The organism is Xanthomonas sp. NCPPB 2632, from assembly GCF_041228075.2.
Classification (GTDB): Bacteria; Pseudomonadota; Gammaproteobacteria; order Xanthomonadales; family Rhodanobacteraceae; genus Luteibacter.
In genome coordinates, this window is record NZ_CM192979.1 from 3,489,536 (window position 1) to 3,513,902 (window position 24,367).

At 60.8% G+C, this 24,367-nt stretch carries 21 protein-coding genes, 1 tRNA gene and 1 pseudogene; 15 read left to right on the forward strand and 8 right to left on the reverse strand.

Going from position 1 to position 24,367, the window contains the following annotated elements:
* Positions 1 to 31: 31 nt before the first annotated feature.
* From AB8808_RS14910 to AB8808_RS14945, 8 genes are all read right to left on the reverse strand, one after another.
* Complete coding sequence (locus AB8808_RS14910; protein ID WP_369930435.1) at positions 32 to 1,108, reverse strand: site-specific integrase; 1,077 nt, start codon at positions 1,106 to 1,108, stop codon at positions 32 to 34.
* 179 nt (positions 1,109 to 1,287) lie between these two features.
* Positions 1,288 to 2,727: a sensor histidine kinase gene (locus AB8808_RS14915; protein WP_369930436.1), complete on the reverse strand. Its 1,440-nt coding sequence runs from the start codon at positions 2,725 to 2,727 to the stop codon at positions 1,288 to 1,290.
* Positions 2,728 to 2,861: 134 nt separating this feature from the next.
* Positions 2,862 to 2,954, reverse strand: a tRNA-Ser gene (locus tag AB8808_RS14920).
* 76 nt (positions 2,955 to 3,030) lie between these two features.
* Positions 3,031 to 3,240 carry a carbon storage regulator CsrA gene (gene csrA, locus AB8808_RS14925; protein ID WP_354514968.1) on the reverse strand — a complete coding sequence of 70 codons (210 nt, stop codon included), beginning with the start codon at positions 3,238 to 3,240 and terminating at the stop codon, positions 3,031 to 3,033.
* Between the two features lie 303 nt (positions 3,241 to 3,543).
* Positions 3,544 to 6,177: an alanine--tRNA ligase gene (gene alaS, locus AB8808_RS14930; RefSeq protein ID WP_369930437.1), complete on the reverse strand. Its 2,634-nt coding sequence runs from the start codon at positions 6,175 to 6,177 to the stop codon at positions 3,544 to 3,546.
* Between the two features lie 70 nt (positions 6,178 to 6,247).
* Positions 6,248 to 6,754, reverse strand: a complete 507-nt coding sequence (locus tag AB8808_RS14935; RefSeq protein ID WP_369930438.1) for a regulatory protein RecX — start codon at positions 6,752 to 6,754, stop codon at positions 6,248 to 6,250.
* Entirely contained in the window at positions 6,741 to 7,781 is a 1,041-nt protein-coding gene (recA, locus tag AB8808_RS14940; RefSeq protein WP_036140566.1) for a recombinase RecA, read from the reverse strand. The genes AB8808_RS14935 and recA overlap by 14 nt, the downstream gene beginning before the upstream one ends.
* A gap of 97 nt (positions 7,782 to 7,878) precedes the next feature.
* Positions 7,879 to 8,388 (reverse strand): CinA family protein, encoded by a 510-nt coding sequence (locus AB8808_RS14945; RefSeq protein WP_506193225.1) that lies wholly within the window; start codon positions 8,386 to 8,388, stop codon positions 7,879 to 7,881.
* A gap of 253 nt (positions 8,389 to 8,641) precedes the next feature.
* On the opposite strand from AB8808_RS14945, the gene AB8808_RS14950 reads away from it, so the two are divergent.
* From AB8808_RS14950 to AB8808_RS15020, 15 genes and pseudogenes are all read left to right on the forward strand, one after another.
* Positions 8,642 to 9,397, forward strand: coding sequence for a hypothetical protein (locus tag AB8808_RS14950; RefSeq protein ID WP_369930439.1), 756 nt, complete (start codon positions 8,642 to 8,644; stop codon positions 9,395 to 9,397).
* A 7-nt stretch (positions 9,398 to 9,404) separates the two neighbouring features.
* Positions 9,405 to 10,613 carry a peptidoglycan-binding protein gene (locus tag AB8808_RS14955; RefSeq protein WP_369930440.1) on the forward strand — a complete coding sequence of 403 codons (1,209 nt, stop codon included), beginning with the start codon at positions 9,405 to 9,407 and terminating at the stop codon, positions 10,611 to 10,613.
* 20 nt (positions 10,614 to 10,633) lie between these two features.
* A complete protein-coding gene (locus AB8808_RS14960; RefSeq protein ID WP_369930441.1) occupies positions 10,634 to 11,176 on the forward strand; it encodes a hypothetical protein in 543 nt (180 codons plus the stop codon).
* A 779-nt stretch (positions 11,177 to 11,955) separates the two neighbouring features.
* The gene (locus AB8808_RS14965) at positions 11,956 to 12,414 is read left to right on the forward strand and encodes a hypothetical protein (RefSeq protein ID WP_354514979.1); all 459 of its coding nucleotides are present in this window, start codon (positions 11,956 to 11,958) and stop codon (positions 12,412 to 12,414) included.
* Positions 12,415 to 12,441: 27 nt separating this feature from the next.
* The gene (locus AB8808_RS14970) at positions 12,442 to 13,407 is read left to right on the forward strand and encodes a VirB8 family type IV secretion system protein (RefSeq protein ID WP_369930442.1); all 966 of its coding nucleotides are present in this window, start codon (positions 12,442 to 12,444) and stop codon (positions 13,405 to 13,407) included.
* Complete coding sequence (locus AB8808_RS14975; protein ID WP_354514983.1) at positions 13,407 to 14,177, forward strand: TrbG/VirB9 family P-type conjugative transfer protein; 771 nt, start codon at positions 13,407 to 13,409, stop codon at positions 14,175 to 14,177. The genes AB8808_RS14970 and AB8808_RS14975 overlap by 1 nt, the downstream gene beginning before the upstream one ends.
* Positions 14,174 to 15,439, forward strand: a complete 1,266-nt coding sequence (locus AB8808_RS14980) for a TrbI/VirB10 family protein (RefSeq protein WP_354514985.1) — start codon at positions 14,174 to 14,176, stop codon at positions 15,437 to 15,439. Before AB8808_RS14975 ends, AB8808_RS14980 begins: the two co-directional genes overlap by 4 nt.
* Before the next feature lie 17 nt (positions 15,440 to 15,456).
* A complete protein-coding gene (virB11, locus tag AB8808_RS14985; RefSeq protein WP_369930443.1) occupies positions 15,457 to 16,497 on the forward strand; it encodes a P-type DNA transfer ATPase VirB11 in 1,041 nt (346 codons plus the stop codon).
* A 39-nt stretch (positions 16,498 to 16,536) separates the two neighbouring features.
* Positions 16,537 to 17,037 (forward strand): annotated as a pseudogene (locus AB8808_RS14990) (lytic transglycosylase domain-containing protein); the annotation flags it as partial.
* Between the two features lie 748 nt (positions 17,038 to 17,785).
* Positions 17,786 to 18,214, forward strand: a complete 429-nt coding sequence (locus AB8808_RS14995; RefSeq protein WP_354514988.1) for a TrbC/VirB2 family protein — start codon at positions 17,786 to 17,788, stop codon at positions 18,212 to 18,214.
* Positions 18,207 to 18,515 carry a VirB3 family type IV secretion system protein gene (locus tag AB8808_RS15000; RefSeq protein WP_354514989.1) on the forward strand — a complete coding sequence of 103 codons (309 nt, stop codon included), beginning with the start codon at positions 18,207 to 18,209 and terminating at the stop codon, positions 18,513 to 18,515. The genes AB8808_RS14995 and AB8808_RS15000 overlap by 8 nt, the downstream gene beginning before the upstream one ends.
* Before the next feature lie 64 nt (positions 18,516 to 18,579).
* Complete coding sequence (locus AB8808_RS15005) at positions 18,580 to 21,048, forward strand: VirB4 family type IV secretion/conjugal transfer ATPase (RefSeq protein ID WP_369930445.1); 2,469 nt, start codon at positions 18,580 to 18,582, stop codon at positions 21,046 to 21,048.
* A gap of 32 nt (positions 21,049 to 21,080) precedes the next feature.
* The gene (locus AB8808_RS15010) at positions 21,081 to 21,971 is read left to right on the forward strand and encodes a hypothetical protein (protein ID WP_369930446.1); all 891 of its coding nucleotides are present in this window, start codon (positions 21,081 to 21,083) and stop codon (positions 21,969 to 21,971) included.
* Positions 21,972 to 22,076: 105 nt separating this feature from the next.
* The gene (locus tag AB8808_RS15015; protein ID WP_369930448.1) at positions 22,077 to 23,204 is read left to right on the forward strand and encodes a TrbL/VirB6 family protein; all 1,128 of its coding nucleotides are present in this window, start codon (positions 22,077 to 22,079) and stop codon (positions 23,202 to 23,204) included.
* Complete coding sequence (locus tag AB8808_RS15020) at positions 23,201 to 23,710, forward strand: DUF4189 domain-containing protein (protein WP_369930450.1); 510 nt, start codon at positions 23,201 to 23,203, stop codon at positions 23,708 to 23,710. Before AB8808_RS15015 ends, AB8808_RS15020 begins: the two co-directional genes overlap by 4 nt.
* The last annotated feature ends 657 nt before the right edge of the window (positions 23,711 to 24,367 follow it).

Sequence of the window (24,367 nt, forward strand, 5' to 3'; positions counted from 1 at the left end):
CATGTAAGCGACGGCGCTTCCCAGCCGCGATCTAGCCAAGTTTCTTTGCTATGTCCTCGGCACGAGGATGGTAGTAGCGCTTCAACATGCGCAAATCCCGGTGCCCGGTCACCGCAGACAGCTCCAGCACATTGGATAATTTATCTGCAAGGCGGGATGCGGCCTCATGTCGCATGTCGTGAAAGTGAACATCGACCAGGAACGATTCGTCGGCTCCCTGCCCCGAAGCGGCCCGATCCTTCAGATACTGCGAACGTGCGCGTTCCACGGCGCGCCAGAAACCCTTCTGAAATGCCGCAGGAGAGGTGGGGAAGACCCTTTCGCTCTTCGCGTGAGGCCGAATACCCCTTAGCAATGCAATCGCCGTAGTCGACAACGGCACCGTTCGCGCATCGCCATTCTTCGTGTCAGGGAGATGGGCTGTGCACTTCTCAAGATCAACGTGCTCCCAACGCAGTGCTAGCAACTCGCCCCGCCTCATGGCGGTCTCTATCGCGAGCCCCGCCACCGGGGCAAGCCACGGGTTCCGCGACCCAGAACCGAGCGTCCCATCCTGCCTCCGCTCACATTCCTGGAACGCCGCGAAGAGATACCTCTCTTCCTCGGCGGAAAGCCGCCGATCACGCGACCGCGCTTTATCGGGCCGCTTGACGTGGGGTATAGGGTTTTCGATGTGGATTGCCCATTCGCGACGCGCGTGGTTAAACACGGAGGACAGAACGTCGATCTCTCGGTTGACCGTCCCTCCGGTGACAACCTTGAGTCTGCGATCCCGCCAAGCGGCGACCGCTGCACTGGTGATCGCCGTCATCTTCAGTTTGGGAAGAATTGGGTCCCGCAAGATGACGTCGATCTTGACCGACTCGATCGGGGCGCACTTTTTATTGGGAGTAACCTCCCGTCGGTAGCGCTCTAGCACCTCGCCGAGTGTCGTTTTGTCAGCCTCGCGGCGATCCACGAACCCGGTGGTCTCAAGCTCGCGCTCTAGCGCTCGCGCCCACTTCTCGGCGTCCTCGCGATACGAGAAGGTCTTCGTTTGCACAGGAAAGCCCATGCGACGAACCTTTGCCTGCCACTGAAGCTCCCCGCGTTTGGTGATCGTCGCCACAAGTGTCCCTGTTATGTCCCAATAACTCCATTATATGCGATGAAATGGCTCTGCATCTACGTTTCTAACTACGTTCGGGACGTAGAAGTCGCAGGTTCGAATCCTGTCTCCCCGACCAACGAATACGTTCGTTATGAAAACGCCGGCCTAGCGCCGGCGTTTTTATTTGTGCGGCCGGCCTAGGCCTGTTGCAGGTGCGACACCGGCGCGGACAGCTGCAGCAGCAGGCCCTCGGCGAGGTATTCGGTCTTCACGCTGCCCGAGCCCAGGCCCATGGCGATCAGTTTGGAGCCGAAACCCTTGCGGGATGGCAGCATGACGGCCGGGCCATCCACCTCGCGCCAGGTCATCAGGAAATCGCCGCCCTCCTGCGCCCAGCCGAGCTCGACACGGCCCTTCGCATTCGACAGCGCGCCGTACTTCAGGGCGTTGGTCGCCAGTTCGTGCAGCAGCAGCGATAGAGACAAGGTGGCCTTGGGGCCGATCTCGACAGGCGGCCCGCGGAAGTCGATGCGGCTGTCGATACACAGGCGCCCCAGGGCCGCCCGGGAGATCGCCTCCACCGAGGCGCCTTCCCAGTTCTTGTCGAACAGGATGTCGTGGGCCGAGCTCAGTGCCGTGATGCGTTCTTCCAGGGCCTCCACCGGCGCGCGCTCGGGCACTGCGCGCAACGTCTGCGTCGCCAGCGCCTGCACCATCATCAGCGTGTTTTTCAGCCGGTGGCTCATCTCGTGCTTGAGCACCTCCTGCAGTTCTTCCCGCGTGCGTCGCTCGGTCACGTCGCTGACGAAGCCGATCATCCGATCCGGCCCCAGCGGGGTCATGCGCGTTTCGAACCAGCGTCCCGCCAGCAGCGTCGAGCGACTGACATGAACGCCCGGAACCTGCTCGTCGACGATCTTCGCGAACACAGGGAGGATCTCCTCACCCGCACCCGGCACGACCTCGCTAAGCAGGGCGCCGTTGACCTGCACGCCACCCAGGCCGGTGAGGTGAGTGAACGACGGATTGACCTCGTCGAAACGGAAATCGACCACCGTGCCGCTGCCATCGCGGACCACGTCACCGACGTAGAAGCCCTCGCGCATCTGTTCGAACAGCGTACGGTAGCGCCGCTCCGACGCGCCGACGCGAATCTCCTTGTCGACGATGACCGCGACCGACTCGAGAAAACGCTGATCGTGCGCCGTCCAGGCATGAGGCCGGGTATTGATCGCAGCCAATGCCCCGATGAGTTCGCCACCGGGCAGGCGAATGGGCACACCCAGGTAGGCCACCACGCCCAGGTCGGGAATGGCAAGGTTGTCCCGCACCAGCGGCTCGGCATAGGCGTCGTTTACCGAAAGCGCCGCACCCCGGTCCACCACGTGCTGGCAGAACGAATGGGTGATGGGCGTCTGCCCACGGGACGACCATGGTTCGGGCAGGCCGCTATGGCCGGCGAACACCTGGCGGTGCTCGTCGACGATGGACACGATGGCCACCGGCACGCCCAGCATCATCCGGACCAGTTCGACAAGGTGCGCGTACTGTGCCCCGCCCGGCTCGTCGAGGATGCCACTGCGGCGAAGTGCGGCGATCCGACCCGGGTTGAGTCGGTGGGGCAACGGGACAGGCATGGGGTGCGCAGCTGTAGGGGGACCAGTGCGGAGGATAATGGGGATGCCCAGGGGAAAGGAGCTTGCCGCCTTGCGCGCTGACGGAGCCGTTCAGCGGGCACAAAAAAGCCCTGCGAACAGGGCTTTTTGCAAACTGGCGGAGAGTGAGGGATTCGAACCCTCGATAAGGCTTTTGACCCTATACTCCCTTAGCAGGGGAGCCCCTTCGGCCACTCGGGCAACTCTCCGGGATTGTCGTGAAGAACCTGCCCTCACGAGCCGGCAAGGATACTTAACCTTGCACGCCTCGTAAAGCCTCGGGCCTTACTGGTCTTGGTCGTGGTCGTCCCCGGTATGCGTGCCGGCGTCGCCTTCGTTCTTGATGCGCTGGTAGATCTCTTCGCGGTGGACCGCGACATTCTTCGGTGCATTGATGCCGATGCGCACCTGGTTACCCTTGACACCCAGAACGGTGACGGTCACCTCGTCGCCGATCATCAGGGTTTCACCGACCCGGCGGGTCAGAATCAGCATGATTGATACTCCATAAAATCAGGTATTGGCTTCCCCACCAACGACAACCTCACCCCGAGTGCTTGCCGTCGATGGATTGACGTTTCGACCATCGAAGGCCGAACTGCCTTCCCCGGCTCTAGTTGTGTGTGTCGCTGACCAGCTGTCCTGCCATTTCCGATCCGAAGGATCGATACCGAAAAACGCTTTCGGCATTCGGATCATACTAGCTGAGCCAATCCCGGGTAAGCAACGCGCAAGCACGTGAAGACGTTTACACAAACGGCCTTACAGCCGTCCATGCTCGCGCAGCCCACTCGCCGTTCAGCCCAGACGGGATTGCACCCATCCCGGAATGGCGGCAAGGATGCCAGGCAATGCCGGACTATCTACACCGCCACCCTGGGCCATGTCGGGACGACCGCCGCCCTTGCCGTCGATCTTCGAGGCGACTTCGCCCACCAGGTCGCCCGCCTTGACCCGGCCGAGCGCGGAGCCGCCGACACCGGCCACGAGCGCGACGCGCCCGTCGACCGCACCGGCCAGCACGATGGCGCAGTCGCCCAGCTGCTGCTTGAGTACGTCCACGCTGTCGCGCAGGGACTTGGCGTCCAGGCCCTCGACGCGGGCCGCGACCACCTTGATGCCCGCGATGTCGACCGCCGACTCGGCCAGGCCCGCCGAGGCCGAACTGGCGGCCTTGGACTTGTAGGACTCCACCTCGCGCTCAAGCTTCTTCTGCCGATCGAACAGCTGGCGAAGCTTCTCGATCACGTCGTCGCCCGTGGCGGCTAGCAGGCCGGACACTTCGCCCAGCACGCGCTCTTCATCGGCCACGCGCGCCATGGCGCCCGCACCGGTCACCGCTTCGATGCGGCGGACACCGGCGGCGACGCCGGATTCGGAGACGATCTTGAACAGGCCGATATCGCCCGTGCGCGACACGTGGGTGCCACCACACAGTTCCGTGGAAAAATCGCCCATCTTCAGCACGCGCACTTCGGCGCCGTACTTTTCACCGAACAGCGCCATGGCCCCGAACTCGATCGCTTCGTCGTAGCCCATGTTGTGGATTTCGGCGGCGTCGTTGTGACGAATCTCGTCGTTGACCATGCGCTCGATCAGCGCCAGTTCGTCGGCCGTCAGCGGCTTGAAATGCGAGAAGTCAAAGCGCAGGCGCTCCGGAGCCACCAGCGATCCCTTCTGGGACACATGGTCACCCAACACGGTGCGCAGCGCCGCGTGCAGCAGGTGGGTAGCGGAATGGTTGAGCACAGTGGCCTGGCGCTGGGCGGCATCCACCGACGCGCCCACCACATCGCCCTTGTTCAGCGGTGCGGAGCCCTGCCACGTGCCGAAGTGCGCGAAGAACGCGCCGCCGACCTTCTGCGTGTCCTCCACCGCCAATGCGCCCGCCGGATTACGCAGTATGCCGGTATCGCCGACCTGGCCGCCGGATTCGGCATAGAAGGGCGTGCGGTCAAGCAGCAGGAATGCCTGCTCGCCGTCCGCCAGACGGTCCACCGACTTGCCGTCGCGCACGATGGCAACCACGGTCGCATCGGCTAGTTCGAGGCCGTCGTAACCGGTGAAGACGGTGGGCGCCACGGCGCTGGCCACCTCGGCCGGCAGCTGCGCCTTGGTGGCGAAGTTGCTGGCCGCGCGGGCACGGGCACGCTGCTCGCCCATGGCCCGCTCGAAGCCGTCCATGTCGACGCTCATGCCCCGCTCGCGAGCGATATCGGCGGTGAGGTCCACGGGGAAGCCGTAAGTATCGTAGAGGCGGAACGCGTGCTCGCCCGGGATCACCTTCTCCGACTTGGAGGCCACGTCGTCGAACAGGCGCATGCCGTGTTCCAGCGTTTCTCCGAAGCGATCTTCCTCGGTGCGCAGCGCCTGCTCCACGAAGGCCTGCTTGCGGGCGATGTCCGGATAGGCCTCGCCCATCTCGGCCACCAGCGGGGTCACCATCTTCCAGAAGAAATCGCCGCGCACGCCCAGCATCCAGCCGTGGCGCAGGGCGCGACGGATGATCCGGCGAAGCACGTAGCCGCGCCCCTCATTCGAGGGCAGCACGCCGTCGACGATAAGGAAGGAGCAGGCACGGATGTGATCGGCGATGACGCGCAGCGACTTGTTCGACAGGTCGGCGGTGCCGGTCAGACGCCCCGCTTCGGCGATGAGGTGCGCGAACAGGTCGATCTCGTAGTTGGAGTGCACGTGCTGCAGGACGGCGGCCAGGCGCTCCAGGCCCATGCCGGTGTCGACGCAGGGCGCCGGCAACGGCGCCAGCGTGCCGTCCGGTGCCCGGTCGAACTGCATGAAGACCAGGTTCCAGATCTCGATGTAGCGATCGCCGTCTTCGTCGGGCGAGCCTGGAGGGCCACCAGCCACGTCGGCGCCGTGGTCGTAGAAGATCTCCGTGCACGGGCCGCACGGGCCCGTGTCGGCCATCTGCCAGAAGTTGTCGGAAGCGAAGGGCGCACCCTTGTTGTCGCCGATGCGAACGATCCGCTCGGCCGGCACGCCCACTTCCTTGTTCCAGATATCGAAGGCCTCGTCATCCGTGTGGTACACGGTGACCCACAGGCGCTCCGCCGGCAGCTTGTAGACACCCGTCAGGAGCTCCCAGGCATAGCGGATGGCATCGCGCTTGAAGTAATCGCCGAACGACCAGTTGCCCAGCATCTCGAAGAAGGTGTGATGGCGGGCGGTGTAGCCCACGGCATCCAGGTCGTTATGCTTGCCGCCCGCGCGCAGGCAGCGCTGGACGTCGGCCGCACGGACATACCCGGGCTTTTCGCTGCCCAGGAACACGTTCTTGAAGGGCACCATGCCGGAGTTGGTAAACAGCAGCGTGGGGTCGTTCGAAGGCACCAGCGATGCCGACGGCACGATGGTGTGGTCCTTGGACCGGAAGAACTCGAGGAAGGTCGAACGGATTTCGGCGGTTTTCATGAGCGATCGTGGCTGGGGAGCTGCGAGACGCGTTGCGTCGACGCTCCGTCCCAATCAAGGCTGGTGGCCTTCAATCGTCGTCGGCGTCTTCCGCATCGGCGTGAGTTAGACCCCGTACTGTGGCGGCGGCGAAGCCGCGACGCAAGAGGAATTGCGCCCGTCGGGCCCGTTCAGCCGGGTCGGCCGAGGGCCCGCCATAGCGCCGACGGAGCTGACTGGCGGCCAGATCGTGCCAATCGATATCGGTGTTTTCCATCAACTCGCGGATGGTGGCGTCGCTGACGCCCTGGCTGCGCAGTTCCGCACGGATGCGGGCCGGCCCGTAGCCCTGCCCTGCCCGACTGCGAAAAAGCGAAGCCGCGAAACGGTCGTCGTCCTGGTAGCCCTGGTCGCCCAGCCGCTCCAGGGCGACGGCGGACTCGTCACGCGCAAAACCGCCGCGCTCGAGCTTCTGCTTGAGTTCGCGGCGGGAATGCTCGCGCCGGGCCAGCAGGCCCAGCGCCTTGTCGTACGCGGTGCGGGTGGGGCGAGCGGCCTTGCCGTCGCCCTGCCCGGTGCCCTTATCAGACTTCCTCAAGCTCGTCGGCCTCGGTGGAGGCTTCGGACTTGGGACCCGCCTTGACCAGCAGGCGGGCGCGCAGCTCGGTATCGACCTCGTTGGCGATGCCCGGGTTGTCACGCAGGAACTGACGGACGTTTTCCTTGCCCTGGCCGATGCGGTCGCCCTTGTAGCTGTACCAGGCGCCGGATTTGTCGATCAGGTTCTCGCGCACGCCCAGTTCGATGATCTCGCCTTCGCGCGAGGTGCCCTCGCCGTAGAGGATCTCGAACTCGGCCTGACGGAACGGCGGCGCGACCTTGTTCTTGACGACCTTGACGCGGGTCTCCGAACCGATGACCTCGTCGCCCTTCTTCACCGCGCCAATGCGGCGGATATCCAGGCGGACCGAGGCGTAGAACTTCAGCGCGTTACCGCCGGTGGTGGTTTCCGGGCTGCCGAACATGACGCCGATCTTCATGCGGATCTGGTTGATGAAGATGACCAGGCAGTTGGTCTTCTTGATGTTGGCCGTGAGCTTGCGCAGGGCCTGGCTCATCAGGCGGGCGTGCAGGCCGACGTGGGAGTCGCCCATCTCGCCTTCGATTTCCGCCTTGGGGGTCAGCGCGGCCACCGAGTCGATCACCACCATGTCCACGGCGCCCGAGCGCACCAGCATGTCGGCGATCTCGAGGGCCTGCTCGCCGGTGTCCGGCTGGCTGACCAGGAGGTCGGCGACGTTGACGCCCAGTTTTTCGGCGTAGCTCGGGTCGAGCGCGTGCTCGGCGTCGACGAAGGCCGCCGTGCCGCCAGCGCGCTGGCACGAGGCAATGGCCTGCAGGGTCAGGGTGGTCTTACCCGAGGATTCCGGGCCGTAGATCTCGACCACGCGGCCGCGCGGCAGGCCGCCGATGCCCAGGGCGATATCCAGGCCCAGCGAGCCGGTGGACACCGTGTCGATGTTGTCGTCGACGCGGTCACCAAGACGCATGACCGCACCCTTGCCGAACTGCTTTTCGATCTGGCCGAGGGCACTCGCCAGCGCCTTGCGCTTATTGTCGTCCATCGTCATATCCGGTCTCTTGTGTATGTAGGTATCTTGACGGACCGTCGTCTCAGGGACTGCGATCCGCAATCCCCAAGTTTGCCATAGCCCGGGGCGTTCAGCCCTTCAGTTCGGTAGCCATTCCAACAAGTGCGGCCGCTACCGTCTGCCGCCGGACAGCCTCGCGGTCGCCGTCGAAATGGTGAAGGCTGGCGTGGGCGTAGCCCCCGCGCCGCTTCCATCCGATCCACACGGTGCCGACAGGCTTGTCCGGAGTGCCGCCGGACGGGCCCGCGATACCGGTGACCGCCACGGCGACGCCCGCGCCGTAGCGCGCCAGGGCGCCCGAGACCATTTCCAGCACCGTCTCCTCGCTGACCGCACCCGTGCGCTCCAGGGTGCGCGGGTTGACCCCGAGCAGCGACTCCTTGGCGCTGTAGCTATAAGTGACCACGCCCGCCTCGAACCAGGCCGAACTCCCGGCCAAGTCCGTCAGGGTCTTGGCGATCCACCCACCCGTGCACGATTCGGCCGTGGCCACCATGACGCGCCGCTCCTGGGCAGCAGCGGCAACGGCCTGGGCGAGCACCATGAGGTCATCGTCGGTGGGCATGTTCTGTGTGGCCATACCTGGGCTACCTGTCGATAAAGGCCAAGGTTCTAACCCGGATCGTGTCGGCGTGTCGATGCAACGCCCACCACATGCTGACGATTTTTCAGAAAAGTTCTATGCCGAACGCATTGTCGCGGCCACTACGCACGGCTACGATGGCAACCCATTAGTGACGTAGCACGTCACACCTAGATTGCCATTCAAAAACGAGGCGTCGTGCCAGCGGTTGCGGCACAGCGTCCCTGCACTCCCCTTCGATGTTGATCCGATGGTGCGCTCCGGCGCGCCCTGGAAAGGAGCACGCCCAATGGAAAGGACCGGTCAGCCATCCCGCATCTCCCGCGGTGTGACGGCAACCGTTTATTGCCGTTCGATCGTACTCGGTGCGATGGCGGCATTATTCTTCGCGCCACCTTTGCCTGCCGTGGCTGCGGTGGATGCCATGCCTGCGGTGCCAGACGAGGTCCGCGCAGTCCTCGCACCAGACGACCTTGTCCTCGCTTATGAAAAGGCGGATGCCACGGGCGATGGCGCCATGGACCTCGTGATCGCCGTGTACCGCGGCGCCCGGTTCACGGAACAGCCCGACACCTCAGCCGGTAACGCGTGCGAACTGCTCGTCTTCACGGGTTCGGGCCCCGGCACCGGCGCGCAAAGCACATGGAAGGAGGCCGAGCGGAGCCGCGAGGCAATCGACTGCGTGGACAACCCGGTCATGGATCGCCCGAGGGAAATGGCCTATCGCGACAACCTGCTGGTCAAACCGGGAGCGATCACCTGGAGCAACCAGGACGTACGGCGCCACACGACCTTTGCCTTTGTCTATCACCGTGCCGGCGGCCACTGGTATGTCGGCTCGATGAGCCAGGGCTATGTGCTGACTGCCGCCGGGCCCAACGGTGATGTCGTCATGGCATACGGCGAAATCGCTTCCCCGCGCGACTTTCCGCTTACCCCCATGAGCGAGTTGAAGGTGGCGCCGCTGCAGCGCCTGCTGGACACGCGCACCTCGACGGACGACTGACCCGGCTATGCGCACGCCTCGATTCAATCCGCATTCCGCGCAGCTGCTGAAGCGCGCCATCGACAGCGGCATTACCTCGTCCGCGGAGCTGTCCAACCTCATGGGCCAGACCGCCGTGGAATCCGCCGGGTTCACCCGCACCCACGAGGATTTCCGTTATCGCAGCGCCGACCGTGCGATGAGCGTAGTAGGACAGCTTCGCCAGCGACACACCCGTGACGAAGTGGCCGCCGTGCTCGCCGCGCGCGACCCGGAAGCGACTGCCAACCTCTTCTACGACGGGCGTACCGACCTGGGTAACACGACGCCGGGCGATGGCTGGCGTTTCCATGGACGCGGCGTGATCCAACTGACCGGTCGGGCCAACTACGAAACCTACGGGCGCCTGGTCGGAGTCGACCTGATCGAACACCCCGAGCGCGCCGCCGACCCCGAGGTCTCGGCCGATGTCGCCGTCGCCTACTGGCAGCAGCGGCTGAAGCACGTCGACCGGACCGATGTCGAAGCGGTAACGCGACGGATCAACGGCGGTACCAATGGCTACGACGAGAGGGTGGAGGCCGTGGCAGGCTGGGCGGCGGTCATCACCCCGGAACTGGTCGAGGGGCTTCGCCAGCAGACCCTCACTCCCGATGACCTGCTCGGACGTGAGCCGTTACAGGTCTCGCAACCTGCCAGCGCGCTCCGGTCCGCAACGCTGCGGACCGGAGCGCACGGCGCCGATGTTCGTCACATGCAGGAACAACTGCACGAACTCGGCTACGACGTGCGTATCGATGGCGATTTCGGCCATGCCACGCGCCATGCGGTGATGGACTTCCAACATAACCACGACCTGGCCGCGGATGGCGTAGCCGGCCCACGGACGCTGGATGCCGCAGACATCGCGCATCGGCATCTGAAGGAAAACCGGGGGCCTTACGCCGATGACAGGGTCGCCGGTCGAACGGAAGCCGCCCCGAAGGAGCCTTCGATTCACGACATGTTCGAGGCGCTGTGCCAGGCGGGACACGATCGCGACATCGACGCCCTTTGCCGGGTTGGCCAGATCTATGCGAACACACCGGGCGGACGCGAATTCCTGATGGATGGCGAGCAAGCCAGGCAGCAGACGGCCGAGGACGCACTGGCGGCGCAACAGGCACAGCAGGCCCAGATACAGCAACAGGAAGTCATGGCCGCGCCGCAACGAAGCGGCCCGGTGATGTCGCTCTGAGACGAGGAATGGAAGGACACATGGATAGAACGGACGTCGAAGAACTCGCGGTGAAACTGGGCATGCTGGCCGCGGGGCTGAAAGACCTCGGCGAGCGACTGACCCGCCAGACCGAATGGGCGCAAACGGAGCTGGCCCGCACGGCAAACGCCCTGGCCAGCACCGCGGAAGCCAGCGCACGACAGGCCACGAGCGACCTGATGTCCCATGCGGGCAAGGCGATCCTGGCAAGCACACAAGCCGTGACGGCCGACCTCGAGCACGTGATCGTGGACGCGTCGTCGACGGTGACACGAGCAAGTACGGGCCTGGAGGAGAGGATCCATGCGCTCAAGCGGCTGCACGCCCTCAGTGTCTGGAAAGCCCTGTTCGCCACCGGAGGCGCCCTGTTGGCCATCGCTGCTGCCACATGCACCATCGGCTGGAGCACTTATACCTACAGAGAAGACACCGCCTGGGCAGGTGAACTGCATGAGGCGCGGATACGTGGGAGTTTGCGCCCCTGTCCCGAGGGAGGCGTGTGCGTGTATGTCAACAAACGCTGGCATCGTCTGGCTCGTTGAGCGCACGGCCACGCCCGGAGAACTCACGCGGGCGCGACTGACCCAAAGGCATGGGCGTGGACGACTGCTCACTCGCCGGTGCCTCGGTCAGTATGTAGCCTCTCGTGCCGGGCCAGTTCGACACGCAGCTAATGGCATGTAGCAAACCTGACATATACCCGTGACACCGTTACGAGCAAGGGATCCAGATATGCGCAAAAAGACCACTTCACGGAATGTAGACATTTCGCCATGTCTCTTACACCAGCCTTACGAACGTGATCCACGTCACCTTCGGGCTGTGTAATTCACGTTACGGCCGGAATTTGTGTGATATCGGCCGCAGAAACGCGTATACAGACCCCTAGCCAGCGCATGAATATTGCTTTATCTTAACAACGTGGACTAGCTCCATTCAGGGTGGGGGAAACCTCAAGGCTCCAACGCGGCAACCGCAAGTGGCGATTCATCACATCGCTCCGGGAACCCGTTCGGCCGGTCTTTAGCGGTTACGTAGTGCAACGGCGCCCAGGCGCTCGATACAGGATGTTTTATGGACGATTTGCATCACGCTCGTGGCCGTTGGGCCCTAGGTTTCAGCTGTTCAAGGGGGGTGTTTGCCATGAACGCGCTTCGCGTCGTGGCGAATCGACCGAACCAGACCCGGCCAGGCGCCGGACATCTGGTTGGGTCGTCAGTTTCGTAGCGATGTAAACGATTTCTCGACCCCGCGTCCCGGCCAGGCCGACGACGAGGGCCGCTGATGTTTTCTGTTGCCTTACATGACTTACGAGCCACGCGTGAAAAAAATCCTCAACCCCGCTTGCACCCTTCTCCTCGCCTCGGGCCTCGCCCTGGTGCTGACCGCGTGCGGCACGCCTTCCGCCAAGGACTTCGGCGGCCGCTGGAAGCCGGTCAACAAATACGACGACAAGGTGGTCGAGATCCCGCTCGCCGTGCCGTACACCTACTATGCGGCGCCGATGGATGGCACGTTGAAGGTTATGTTGACTCGGTGGACGACTGATACGGGAGCCAAGCTCAACTACAAGCTTCGCTCCGACTTCACACTTCCCAAGTCGGCTTCCGCAATCCATACCAGCGAACTGCGTGACGCTGCGTCCCAGTTGAGTGCGATCTACGCACCCCAGGGCGTCGCTGTCCTCGTGGACGGGCCTCAGCTGGTCGTCGAGGAAGTGAGCGCGATCGCGCCTCCTGCCCCGGCGGGTCAGGCTGCTGCGCCCTCAACGACCAAGTAACCGAAGAACCTCAGGCCGTCGCCACTCATGTTCAATAAGAAAAGCTCCCCGAAGATCGATGCGGCCGTCGCGCAAAGCGTCAACTTCGAAATCACCGTGGCCGATCTCGCCAGGAAGAGCGAGCGTCGTGCATGGATGGTGGCGTTCATCGCCACGAGCATGTCACTGGTTCTTGCAGGTGGCATGTTCTACATGCTCCCGTTGAAAGAAAAGGTGCCGTACATCGTCATGGCGGATGCCTATACCGGCACGAGCTCTGTTGCCCGAATCACGGACGATGTCATCAATCGCCGGATCACAGCAAGCGAGGCCATCAATCGCAGCAACATCGCGCACTTCATTCTCGCCCGCGAATCGTTCGACGTGACGATGATCAGCTTGCGTGACTGGGCTACGGTGCTGACGATGGCTGCACCGAACGTGGCCAAGGCGTATACGGACATGCACGCGCAGGGCAATCCGAATGCGCCGTTCAAAATCTATGGTCGGGATCGCGCCATCCGCGTGAAGATCCTCAGCATAGTCCTGATCGGCGGTGATGACGGCGGCACACCGAAGGGCGCGACGGTCCGCTTCCAGCGGGTCGTCTACAACAAGACCTCCGGGCAGACCGTACCGCTCGATAGCAAGATCGCAACGATGGCGTTCTCCTACAAGCCCAATCTGAAGATGGACGACCAGTACCGGGTTGAAAATCCACTGGGTTTCCAGGTCACCGACTATCGGGTCGACAACGATTACGGCGATGCCCCGCCGCCGGAAACGCCTGCGACCGACGCCGATACGCCCGCAGCAGCAGCGTCCGTCGCTGGCAGCGCTCCCGCCGCGCAGCAGGTTAACGCAGCACCAGCGCCGGTCCCCGTTGAAAGCGCTATCCCGGCCCAAGCACCTAACTTCGCGCCTGCCGCGCAGCCTCAGCAAGCACCATCTGCTGCGTCTCCGCAGGTTCAGGCTCCCGCCACTCGAAACGCCGCCAATGGAGGGCGCCGTTAATGACGCGCGTCAAAACACACTATCTTCTCATCGCCGCTTTGATAGCCGCGGGCAGCCTGTCCTCTGTCGCAATTGCCCAGACGACGGTGACGCCGTATGAGTACCAGCCTGACCACATCTACACGGTGCGAACCGGCCTTGGCATTACGACGCAAATCGAGCTGAGCCCGAACGAGAAAATTCTCGACTTCAGCACCGGTTTCAGCAGCGGCTGGGAGTTGACCCGCCGCGACAACGTCTTCTACGTCAAGCCGAAGAATGTGGATGTCGACACGAACATGATGGTTCGTACAGCCACCCACTCCTATATCTTCGAATTGAAGGTGGTAGCAACCGACTGGAAGACACTGGAACAGGCGCGACGCGCAGGTGTTCAATACAAGGTGACTTTCACCTACCCCGCGGACACCAGCTTCCTTGCTGAAACCAAGAAGGTTGAGGCCACACCGGAGCTGGACACCGCGCTGGTCAAGGGTCGCGACTACAACTTCAACTACGACTATGCCAAGAAGCGTAAGACGGCTCCGTGGCTGGTACCGATCAACGTCTACGACGATGGCCGGTTTACCTATATCAAGATGCCTGACCTCAAGCAGTTCCCAACGGGGAATTTCCCAACGGTCTACATGCGTGAAAAGGAACACGGTGAGGACTCGGTGGTGAACACGACAGTCGAGGGCAACACTATCGTTGTCCATGGCACGTACAACTACCTGGTTATCCGGCACGACAACAACGTCGTGGGTCTGCGAAGGAACACCAAGAAGTGAGCCCCAATAATCCCTACCACCCGGACGAAGAGAATCGCGAGAGCCAGGTTCCGCCACAGGACCGGCCGCGCGAGCAGGCAGACCCGCTTGCGGGCAACCCGTATTCCGCAAATCAGAGGCATGCGCCTCCGCCGGATCTTGACGCGGCTGCTCCGCAGTTAGCGGCGTCGGATGTTCGACGGATGAATCGGCGCGCGCTGGTGTTCCTGGGGGGCATCATTGCCCTGCTTCTGTTCGCCGCGTATTTCCTCTTGAGCGGTGGCTCGAATAAAGCCGCACCGCCGAAGAAAGTTCGCGACGAGACGGTCAGCGTGCCCACCGCGCCCAAGGTCGCTCCGATTCCCGAACCGGAAGCCCCTGCCCTTCCGCAGCCGATCGCGCTCGCGCCGCCTCCGCCGCTACCGACGCCCGCCCAGATGCAGCCCGCGGAAATGCCGCGCCAGCGCACTGGCCCGAGTCTCGTGGAGCGCCGCATGATGGACACCGAGGCGGCACAAGCCGTGGGTGGCAGTGGCGGCTACCAAGGTGGACAGCAGCCGCAGCAGCCGGGTTTCGGTGGCATGGGCATGCCGGGATTCCCTGGCTCCAACCCCAATGCGATCAACGGCGTGCCGATCAACGGCGCTTACGGTGGCAAGAGCCTGCCGGACGTTTCAAACGCACAGCCGCTCACGCATCCGGACACACTGATGCTCCGCGGTACCTTTATTCGTTGCGTACTGGAAACCCGAATCATTACGGATATTCCGGGCTTCACCTCCTGCGTGGTCACGGAGCCGGTCTATTCGTTCACGGGTAAGCGTCTGCTCCTGCCCAAGGGCTCTAAAGTTCTCGGCAAGTACGAAATGGAACCGAACGGGCCTCGCGTCGCCGTCATCTGGGACCGTATCGTCACCCCGACGGGCATCGACGTCTCGATGGCCAGTCCGGGCGTTGACGCCTTGGGCGGCGCGGGTCACCCCGGCTATTACAACGCGCATTGGGGCAGCCGTATCGGCGCCGCCTTGTTGATTTCGATGCTCAGTGACGCCTTCAAGTACGAAGCCGCCGAGCACGGCCCTCGGCAAACCACGATCAGCAATGGCGTGGTGACGCAGAGCCCCTTTGAAAGCAACACGGCATCGACTATGCAGAGCATCGCCAATACAGCCGTTCAGCGCGCCGCCAACCGCCCCGCTACGGTCACCATCAATCAGGGTACCGTTCTGGCTATCTATGTCGCCAAGGATGTCGATTTCAGCGGCGTGGTCGCCCGGTACTGATGCGGACCCGTTAAGCAATGACTGATACCGCTATCGCCGCCGTCGGCAACGATTTCCTGGACTACCAGTACGAAGTGCTGGGCGTCCGGGACTATCTCGCCTCGTCGGACGTGACCGAAATCTGCATCAATCGCCCGGGTGAGCTTTACCTGGAGCGAGCGGGCCTGTGGGAACGCGTGGATGTGCCGTCGCTGACATTCGAACGGGCACGCCAGTTCTGCACTGCGGTCGTCAATGAGAGCAATACGGGGCAGCGCATTACCGATATCGATCCGGTGGTGTCCCTGACCTTCCCCACCGGCCAACGTGCTCAGTTCGTCATTCCTCCTGCCGTAGAGGCCGGTCGTGTATCGATCACGATCCGGCTGCCATCCAAACATAACAAGTCACTCGCTCAGTACCAGGACGATGGCTTCTTTGACGAGATCCTCGAGGGCGCAAACACGATCAGCCAAGCCGATCGTGAATTGCTGGAACTTCGCGCGGAGCGGCGTTACGCGGACTTCTTTCGCCACGCGGTGAAGAGCAAGAAAAATATCGTCGTTTCAGGTGCGACCGGCAGCGGCAAGACCACCTTCATGAAGTCCCTGGTTGGCCACATTCCAAGCGACGAGCGGCTTGTCACCATCGAAGATGCACGCGAGCTTTTCATCGATCAGCCTAATGTGGTGCATCTGATCTATTCGAAAGGTGGTCAGAGCACAACAAACGTCACCGCAAAAAGCTGCATGGAAGCCTGTCTGCGCATGAAGCCGGACCGGATCATCCTTGCAGAGCTCCGTGGCGATGAGTCGTTTTACTTCATCCGAAATTGCGCATCGGGACACCCAGGGTCGATCACAAGCTGCCATGCGGGCAGTGTCGAGCAGACCTGGGATCAGCTGGCGCTGATGGTGAAGGCCTCAACCGAGGGCGCTGGACTGGAATTCTCAACGATCAAGCGATTGCTGATGATGACCATCGATATCGTCGTTCATATCAAAGCTCACGCCGGGCGACGACATATAACCGGCATCGATTTCAACCCCGCTCGCCTGCTCGGCGACGACGGGGGGTAACGCTCACACCAACCCGGACATTATTCAGGAGTTGTAACGGTGGTACCAGGACTGGAAATGATGGCTTGCCCTAACCTTGCCGTACCGGCTGAGGTGATGCAGCACGTCGTCAACGTTGAATCGTCGCGCAATCCGTTTGCGATCGGCGTCGTTGGCGCGCAGCTCGTCCGTCAACCACAGAACCTGGGTGAAGCCGTCGCAACGGTGCGCATGCTCGAGGACAAAGGCTACAACTTCTCCCTGGGAGTGGCGCAGGTCAATCGCGCCAATCTGGGCAAGTTCGGACTGGACACCTACGAGAAAGCCTTCGACGTATGCCCGAACCTGGTGGCCGGCTCGCGGATACTGGCCCAGTGTTACGCCAGCGCCGGTAATGATTGGGGCAAGGCCTTCAGTTGTTACTACTCGGGCAACTTCACGACCGGGTACCAGGACGGTTACGTCCAGAAGATATTCGACTCCATGGCCCGCTCGGCAGCGGCAAACGCGACGGCGATTCCCATTCAACTGGTAAGTTCGCCCAAGCCGGTAACGATCAAGGGTAGTCAGGTCTATAGCCCCGATAGTTCCGCTTACCGCGTAGCCATGCGAAGTGTGGCCGATGCCGCTGTCTCGGCAGCCATTGCTCCTGCCGTGGCGTCGGCGGCGAGCGTAAGTACACCTAGCCGAACGGTGCCGGTCGAAGCCGTCGCCTTTACGCAGCCGCTGCCCGACGAAGCATCCATAGCCCAGGCTGTCGACTCGGCTACTGCGGGTAGCCTTCAGGCGCTCCAGGGCATCAACGGTATTCAGATGCCGTTAACGGGGCAAACGCTTCCTACACCTACACGTGGGCCTGCGCCCGGACGGATCCCGACGGATCCAGCTACGGCCGCATTGATGTCTCAGGTGGGAGCAGCCGCTGCCTCAAACAATGTATCGACAGGCCAGGGCCGAATTCAGACCGACGCGGGTACCGCTTCTGCCATGGCGCAGATCGGTATTTCAGCGAATCCCGATGGTATGGCGCCTGCACAGGACAGTCAGATCTTCGTCCCAGAGGTCCATGGACCCAACGATCCACCCGCGATGGCCCCCACAGCTGCCGCACCGGCAACGCCCTCTGTTCCCGCCGGCGATCCGGCCGATACCCGACAAGGGAGGGGCGATGGTGCCTTTGTTTTTTGACCTATCCCCGCCCTGTCAGGGATAGGTCGTCACCACCCGGCTACAACTTGCGTAGCCGTTCCAAGTTGTCGTGATACCCGCGGCATTTCCAAAAGACCTGAAACCCAAAAGGAACGTAGAGATGGCCCTGCCTAAGCTTCCCACCGTGAATGTCGACAAGACGACCAAGATGGTGCTCTTCCTCATGATCGCCGCCGTACTGCTTATGCCGACCGTTGGTCTGGCTCAGGACGTCACTGAGACATCCAAGAAGGTTTGCGGCTTCTTCCAGAACATCAACAGCCTGCTGAACGCGGCATCGATCGTCGTCGTGACTATTGCAGTGATCTTCTCGGGCTACCAGATTGCGTTTGCCCACAAGCGCATCGCCGATGTAGCGCCGGCTCTGATCGGTGGCGTACTGATCGGTGCTGCGGCCCAGGTAGCAAAGATGGTGGTCGGTGGCGACGGCGGCGCGTCGGGCGCTTGCACCTCGAGCAGCGGTGCGGCCAGCTCCTTCCTGATCGACGCCGTGCAGATGGGCATGAGCTTCCTCCACTTCCATGCATAAAAACGCCCTCTTCCGCGGCTGCACACGTCCCGCCATGTTCATGGGCGTGCCGTATCTGCCCTTTTTCATGGGGGCAGGTAGCGGCCTGCTGATGGCGATGTATTTCAACCTGTGGTTCCTGATCTGGATCCCGATCGTGACGTTCATCATGCGTCAGATGGCAAGACGCGATGAAATGATCTTTCGGTTGCTGGCTTTACGCCTGCAATTCCGTACGAAGGTCAGGAACCAGCAGGATCATGACGGCATGTGGGTGTTCTCACCCAATATCTACCGCGAGCCAGGCAAGGCCAAGCGATAGAGCGTTCCCTCGCCCTGGCAGGTAACTGCCAGGGCCTTTCCGCGCTTCCAACGGTACTCAGGCCATGTTTACACCAGACGCTTCGATCGGCGACTTCATACCCTTCTCCACCCACGTTTCTCCGACAGTCGTCAAAACGACAGGCGGCGATTTCCTGTTGGTGTGGCGCCTGGCAGGCCTGCCCTTCGTTGGACGCGAAGAGTGGGAAATCGAACATCGCCACAACACGTTCAACCGTATGCTGCAGACGTTGCGCGCGCCTGATTTCGTCAATGTCGCCTTCTGGGTACACGACATCCGTCGCCGACGCGGCATCAAGAACAAGTCCCAGTTCGAACATGCGTTCAATCAGGACTTGTCTGACGGTTATTACGAAGCACTGTCGAACCAGAAGCTCATGCAGAACGAGCTTTATCTTACGATGCTGTATCGACCTGTCGTTTCCGGCAAACGCTTCGCTGAAAAATCCGCCGACGTTTCACGTCTTCAGACTGAACAAACGCAGGCGATTGCCACGATCCTGGAGCTAGCCACCAACGTAGAGGCCGTGCTGAAGGACTACGCGCCATCGCGCCTGAGCATGTACGAGACGCCCAACGGCATCGTCTTCTCAGAAGTGTTCGAACTCTACGGCTATATCCTGAATCGCATCGATGAACCCGTGCCGGTGCTCAATGCTTCCGTACCGGATTACCTTCCAGTAAGTCGGCAGCGTTTCTCGGCCAAAACGGGTGACTTCGTCTTGACGACGCCGAACGGCGTCAATCATTTCGGTGCGATCCTGAACGTCAAGGAATATGCCGAGGCTACCTATCCGGGCATCCTCAACGGACTCAAGTACCTCGACTTCGAATATGTGATAACCCACTCGTTCAGTCCCATGGGGCGTACCGACGCGCTGAAAGCGCTCGAACGAACCAAGGGCATGATGATCTCGTCCGGCGACAAGGCGGTAAGTCAGATCATCGAAATGGACCATGCCATGGACCAACTTGCGTCGGGCAATTTCGTCCTCGGTGAGTATCACTTCACCATGGCCGTGTATGCCACGAGCCAGGATGCCTTGTCGCAGCAGATCGCCGCCACGCGCGCGGAGTTGTCGAACGCCGGATTCGTCACCGTCAAGGAAGACCTTGCCGTTACCTCTGCGTTTTACGCGCAGTTCCCTGGGAACTGGAAATACCGCACGCGCCTGGCCAACGTCAGCTCGTTGAACTTCCTGGGCCTCTCGCCCCTGCATAACTTCGCCACGGGCAAGAAAGACAATAACCCGTGGGGTGACTGCGTAACGACGCTGCAGACCACCAACGGTCAGCCGTACTATTTCAACTTCCATGCCACGCACCCTGCCGAGAATTCCTTTGGCGAGAAGGCCATCGCCAACACCATGGTGATCGGTAAGTCCGGTACCGGTAAGACGGCGCTTATCAATTTTCTCCTCAGCCAGGTCCAGAAGCTCGACCCCGCACCGACCATCTTCTTCTTTGACAAGGATCGGGGTGCAGAGATCTTCGTGCGTGCATGCGGCGGTAACTACCTGGCCCTGGAAAACGGTAAGCCGACCGGCTTCAATCCGTTCCAGTGCGAGCGCACGGAAGAGAACGTGCAATTCCTTGGCGAACTGATCAAGGTACTCGCGGCCAAGGTCGTTTACAGCTCACGCGAAGAAGAAGACATCTTCCGCGCCGTCGAGAACATCCTCGATACGCCGATGCACCTTCGCACGATGACGAACTTCCAGAAGAGCCTGCCCAACCTGGGTGACGACGGCTTGTTCATCCGCATGCGGAAATGGACCGCGGGTAACTCACTTGGCTGGGTTTTCGACAATCCGCGCGATACCGTCGATCTGACGAACGCCAATATTATCGGCTTCGACTACACGGACATCATCGACAATCCGGAAGTGCGCGCACCGGTCATCAACTACCTGCTGCATCGACTCGAAGCACTGATCGACGGCCGTCGCCTGATTTACGTCATGGACGAGTTTTGGAAGATCCTCGATGGCAAGGGCGGCCTGAAGGAATTTGCGAAGAACAAGCAGAAGACCATTCGTAAGCAGAACGGCATGGGCATCTTCGCGACGCAGAGCCCGGAAGATGCTTTGGCCAGTGATATTTCTGCGGCGCTGATCGAGCAGACTGCGACCATGATCCTTCTACCGAATCCGAACGCCAGCCGCGAGGACTACGTAAACGGTTTGAAGCTGACGGAGGCCGAATATCAAGTGGTCGTCGGCCTTGACGAGCGGTCACGTCGATTCCTGGTCAAACAGGGACATGCATCCGCCGTTTGCCAGCTCAATCTGCGCGGCATGGACGATGCCCTGTCCGTCATCTCTGCATCGACGGATAACATCGAGATCATGCACGAGGTTATCGCGCAGTGTGCGGATCGCGAAGGCGTTACGCAGGATCAATTGCATCCGGACCAGTGGCTGACCACTTTCTACGAAAATCGCAAGGGCAGTGGTAAGAAGCCCAACCCCTCCCCCCAATCGACGCGTACCGCCCGCACGGCGACGCGTTGAAGCCGTATTTCGAATTGACGATGGAGCCGACCATGACCAAGCACCTTCCTCAAACCAGGCACGCGAAGCGGCTGCTGCGTCGCATGGCCAGCAGCGCAGCGATGTTGCTCGCGCTATGCGTGGCAGCGCCGGCGGCCCACGCACAGTGGTCTGTCAACGATGCCGAAGCTAACAGTCACCTTAGCAACATAGATACAAACTCCGGCAAGATCGATAAAAGTACCGATCACACCAATCAGACTATTGGCAATACCGGCGACGATTACAACAGCGCCACGGTCAATGGCCGCCTTGATGCGATTAACCGCAAGCTCACGATTGGCACGTACGATGAAGCCAAGCCCGGCCCTCGTTTGAAAGATCCGGACAAAGCGCTTCCTGCGTCCACTAGTGCCGCACTGGACGACGGGGCCAGCTGCAACTCAATCGCTCCCCAGCAGAAGGCAACCTGTCAAGACATCGTAGCCCTGCAGAATGCGCAGTATAAGTACATGCTTACCATGTACGAAAATACCAATACGCGTGATGCCATGCTTCGGTCACTGTTGGAAGAGCGTAAAAACATTAACAACAACGATCCCAACCAATATGGCAAGCTCGAAGACAACACCAACAAGCTTACGGCGCTTTACAACCTGATCCAGCTGGACTACCAGCAGATGCAGACGGTGAACTACGCATACGAGGCGAACATACGTTACCTCCAGGCGAAGCAGACGTTGGCTGCTAACGCGGCCTCGACAGGCAAGGATACGTCGTCCACTGGCAGCATCTCCATTCCTGGCATAGGAAGTATCTCGCTTGACTCCGTCATCCAAGGACTAGCTACGGGTGCTGCCTTGGAGCTTGCGCTCAAGGGAGCACAGTCAGACAAACCGGCGGGCATGAAGACATTGGGCATTGGTGAATCGAATGGCTACTGATGATCGGCGCGCCGTTATCAGCGCTGAGGGTGCAACCTCTATGAAAAGGAATATCGTGCCATGGTCGACTCAATGAGTAGTCTATTTGGTCACTCGGGAGTAGCCATGTTCGCCGGACCGCTCGACTCCGCCACCCAGTTCGTCTTTTTCAAGACGATCAATGACTTTTTGCGCACTGAAATCGACATCATGCAGTGGAAGCTGTTGTCGAGTTCGGCCGCCATCATTGGTGTGGTTGCCACTGTCGTGCTGACAGTGTGGATCATGTTCCAGGGCTTCCGTATCGTGACCGGGCAGTCGCGGCAGCCGATGATGGTGCTTGTAGGCGACGCACTGAAGGCGACACTGGTGGTTTTCATCGCAACCACCGCAGCCTATACATCGTCGTCAGTGTATTGGAGCCTTAGCGACGGCATGTCGACGACCATCGCCGAATATGTTACCGGCGAGGATGGCAGCCCGTTCCAGCATATCGACAACAACCTTGCTGGCATGGAGCTGGCAATGGGAACGATCGATGCCATCGATACTGGTGGCAACCAGGCAGCACAAGCAGACAAAGATCGCGATCGATGGTTTACCGGCATCGGCATCGCTGGACCCAGTGTTATCGCTGGATCGATGCTGCTCTTGAATAAGATTGCCTTGGCGCTATTCGTTGGTTTTGGCCCCATCTTCATCATGTGCCTGCTTTTCGAGCCCACAAAGCAACTGTTCAACAAGTGGCTGCTATACGGGATCGGTACGGTGTTTTCTCTGGCGGTTTTGAGTGTCATGGTCACGATTGCCATGAAGATGATGGCAGCCATTACCGCCGCCTTTGCGGTCAAGTATCTGGCATCAATGCCCCCCTTGGGCGATGGCACCGCCACGGATGGCATCAACAGTATGGCTCTACAACAGGGTGGACTCGGTATTTTGCTGACTACGATGATCATCAGCGCTCCGCCTATGGCAGCCGCCTTCTTCCAAGGCACGCTTGGTCAGTTCAATGCCTACTCGCCGTTTGGGCATATCAAGCCTGAGCCGCATGGCGGCGGTGGCGGTGGCGGTTACGGCCCTCCGGGGTCCCCCAGTTACATTCCGCCAAGAACAGGGGGAGAAGATTCCACCCCTAGATCAGAGGCAGGCAAAACTGGAGGCTTCAACAACGGATCACAGATGCTTACCTCTGGATCAAATTATTCAACGCAACACGAAGAAATTAAGCAGAAGGATGGCCGACAGGTATGAAAATTCGCTTAAAGTATGCTGCCGCCTTATTCCTTTTACAGGCCATTGCTGCTCCTAATGTATTAGCGCAATGCGCGACGGGTGTAGACACTGGTGGCGGAAATTGTGTGCCGCCAGATGCTGCAGGTATGCCAGGATATAGTTCCGCGCCCGGTAACGCCGAACAATCACAGCCAAGACCAGTATGGAAGGATACTTGGGGGGCTATCGTAATTGATGGAAAGTCGGGAGCGGCGGGCACTGTAATTGATCGATCTAGTAAAGCAAATGCGATCAATGATGCAATGCATGACTGCAAGATGCGAGGAGGTCAGAACTGTCAGCTAGATTTGGCTTTTAGTAATCAGTGTGCTGCGGTTGCATGGGGTGACGATGGACATGCATCAGCTAGAAGCCCTGACAAACAAAGAGCAGAAAATATAGCAATGCAGAGTTGTCGAGAGGCTGCTACTACGGGCTGCAAAGTTGTTTACAGCGAATGTAGCGATGCTCGTCGTGTAAAGTAGCATGACTACGAGTCACAGAGTATTTTTTGCAACGTCAGTGCTGTTGTCGTCAGGCGTAACTTTTGCTCGCAATTCAGACTGTATCCCAGCAGACCAAGATCACTCTCCGTGTTCGCAATCAGGTACGCCCACATCGTTATCAGCAGCCTAATTGGCAAACCGCCGGGGCTCTGTTATCGCCCGCAGCTGATTAAATGACAAGTTGTCGGTCGTGTAAATCCAAACTTGGAATGTACTGGCCATTAAATCCACTGCGCCATGGCGTGCACTTAAGGGAACAAGGAATCCTCATGAAGTTCTGGTTTTTTCTCACACTCAGTCTTATTTGTACCGCCACAGCAGCTCAAACCCTTACTTACCGGGGAAGTGACCCATTCTTGTTCTGCACTGAAGGACAAATTGACCCTGGCCGGTGCTGGCGTCCAATACAACCTTACACGGGAGGCACCGCATTCGTGATCTCGCCGTCGTGCGAGCCTTATCCTTACGGTAAAGCTTGGTCAGCCGACGACGTTGCTTCCATGACTCAGTATCAGACTGTGTGCCCCATAGGCCGGCAGCCGGGTGGTTGGAACTATACGGGTGGATCTCCTGAATTCGTCCCAGGCTTCCACTGATACACGACCCTGCTGTGCACCCCATCGATCCAAAAACAAT

Excerpts from the sequence above, each read along its gene's own strand:
- AB8808_RS14995 (WP_354514988.1), top strand. The coding sequence starts at position 17,786 with ATGGCCCTGCCTAAGCTTCCCACCGTGAATGTCGACAAGACGACCAAG.
- AB8808_RS14955 (WP_369930440.1), top strand. The coding sequence starts at position 9,405 with ATGCGCACGCCTCGATTCAATCCGCATTCCGCGCAGCTGCTGAAGCGC.
- alaS (WP_369930437.1), bottom strand. The coding sequence starts at position 6,177 with ATGAAAACCGCCGAAATCCGTTCGACCTTCCTCGAGTTCTTCCGGTCC.
- AB8808_RS15015 (WP_369930448.1), top strand. The coding sequence starts at position 22,077 with ATGTTCGCCGGACCGCTCGACTCCGCCACCCAGTTCGTCTTTTTCAAG.
- virB11 (WP_369930443.1), top strand. The coding sequence starts at position 15,457 with ATGACTGATACCGCTATCGCCGCCGTCGGCAACGATTTCCTGGACTAC.
- AB8808_RS15000 (WP_354514989.1), top strand. The coding sequence starts at position 18,207 with ATGCATAAAAACGCCCTCTTCCGCGGCTGCACACGTCCCGCCATGTTC.
- AB8808_RS14945 (WP_506193225.1), bottom strand. The coding sequence starts at position 8,388 with ATGGCCACACAGAACATGCCCACCGACGATGACCTCATGGTGCTCGCC.
- AB8808_RS14970 (WP_369930442.1), top strand. The coding sequence starts at position 12,442 with ATGTTCAATAAGAAAAGCTCCCCGAAGATCGATGCGGCCGTCGCGCAA.
- AB8808_RS14975 (WP_354514983.1), top strand. The coding sequence starts at position 13,407 with ATGACGCGCGTCAAAACACACTATCTTCTCATCGCCGCTTTGATAGCC.
- AB8808_RS14960 (WP_369930441.1), top strand. The coding sequence starts at position 10,634 with ATGGATAGAACGGACGTCGAAGAACTCGCGGTGAAACTGGGCATGCTG.
- recA (WP_036140566.1), bottom strand. The coding sequence starts at position 7,781 with ATGGACGACAATAAGCGCAAGGCGCTGGCGAGTGCCCTCGGCCAGATC.
- AB8808_RS14950 (WP_369930439.1), top strand. The coding sequence starts at position 8,642 with ATGGTGCGCTCCGGCGCGCCCTGGAAAGGAGCACGCCCAATGGAAAGG.
- AB8808_RS14915 (WP_369930436.1), bottom strand. The coding sequence starts at position 2,727 with ATGCCTGTCCCGTTGCCCCACCGACTCAACCCGGGTCGGATCGCCGCA.
- AB8808_RS15005 (WP_369930445.1), top strand. The coding sequence starts at position 18,580 with ATGTTTACACCAGACGCTTCGATCGGCGACTTCATACCCTTCTCCACC.
- AB8808_RS15020 (WP_369930450.1), top strand. The coding sequence starts at position 23,201 with ATGAAAATTCGCTTAAAGTATGCTGCCGCCTTATTCCTTTTACAGGCC.
- csrA (WP_354514968.1), bottom strand. The coding sequence starts at position 3,240 with ATGCTGATTCTGACCCGCCGGGTCGGTGAAACCCTGATGATCGGCGAC.
- AB8808_RS15010 (WP_369930446.1), top strand. The coding sequence starts at position 21,081 with ATGACCAAGCACCTTCCTCAAACCAGGCACGCGAAGCGGCTGCTGCGT.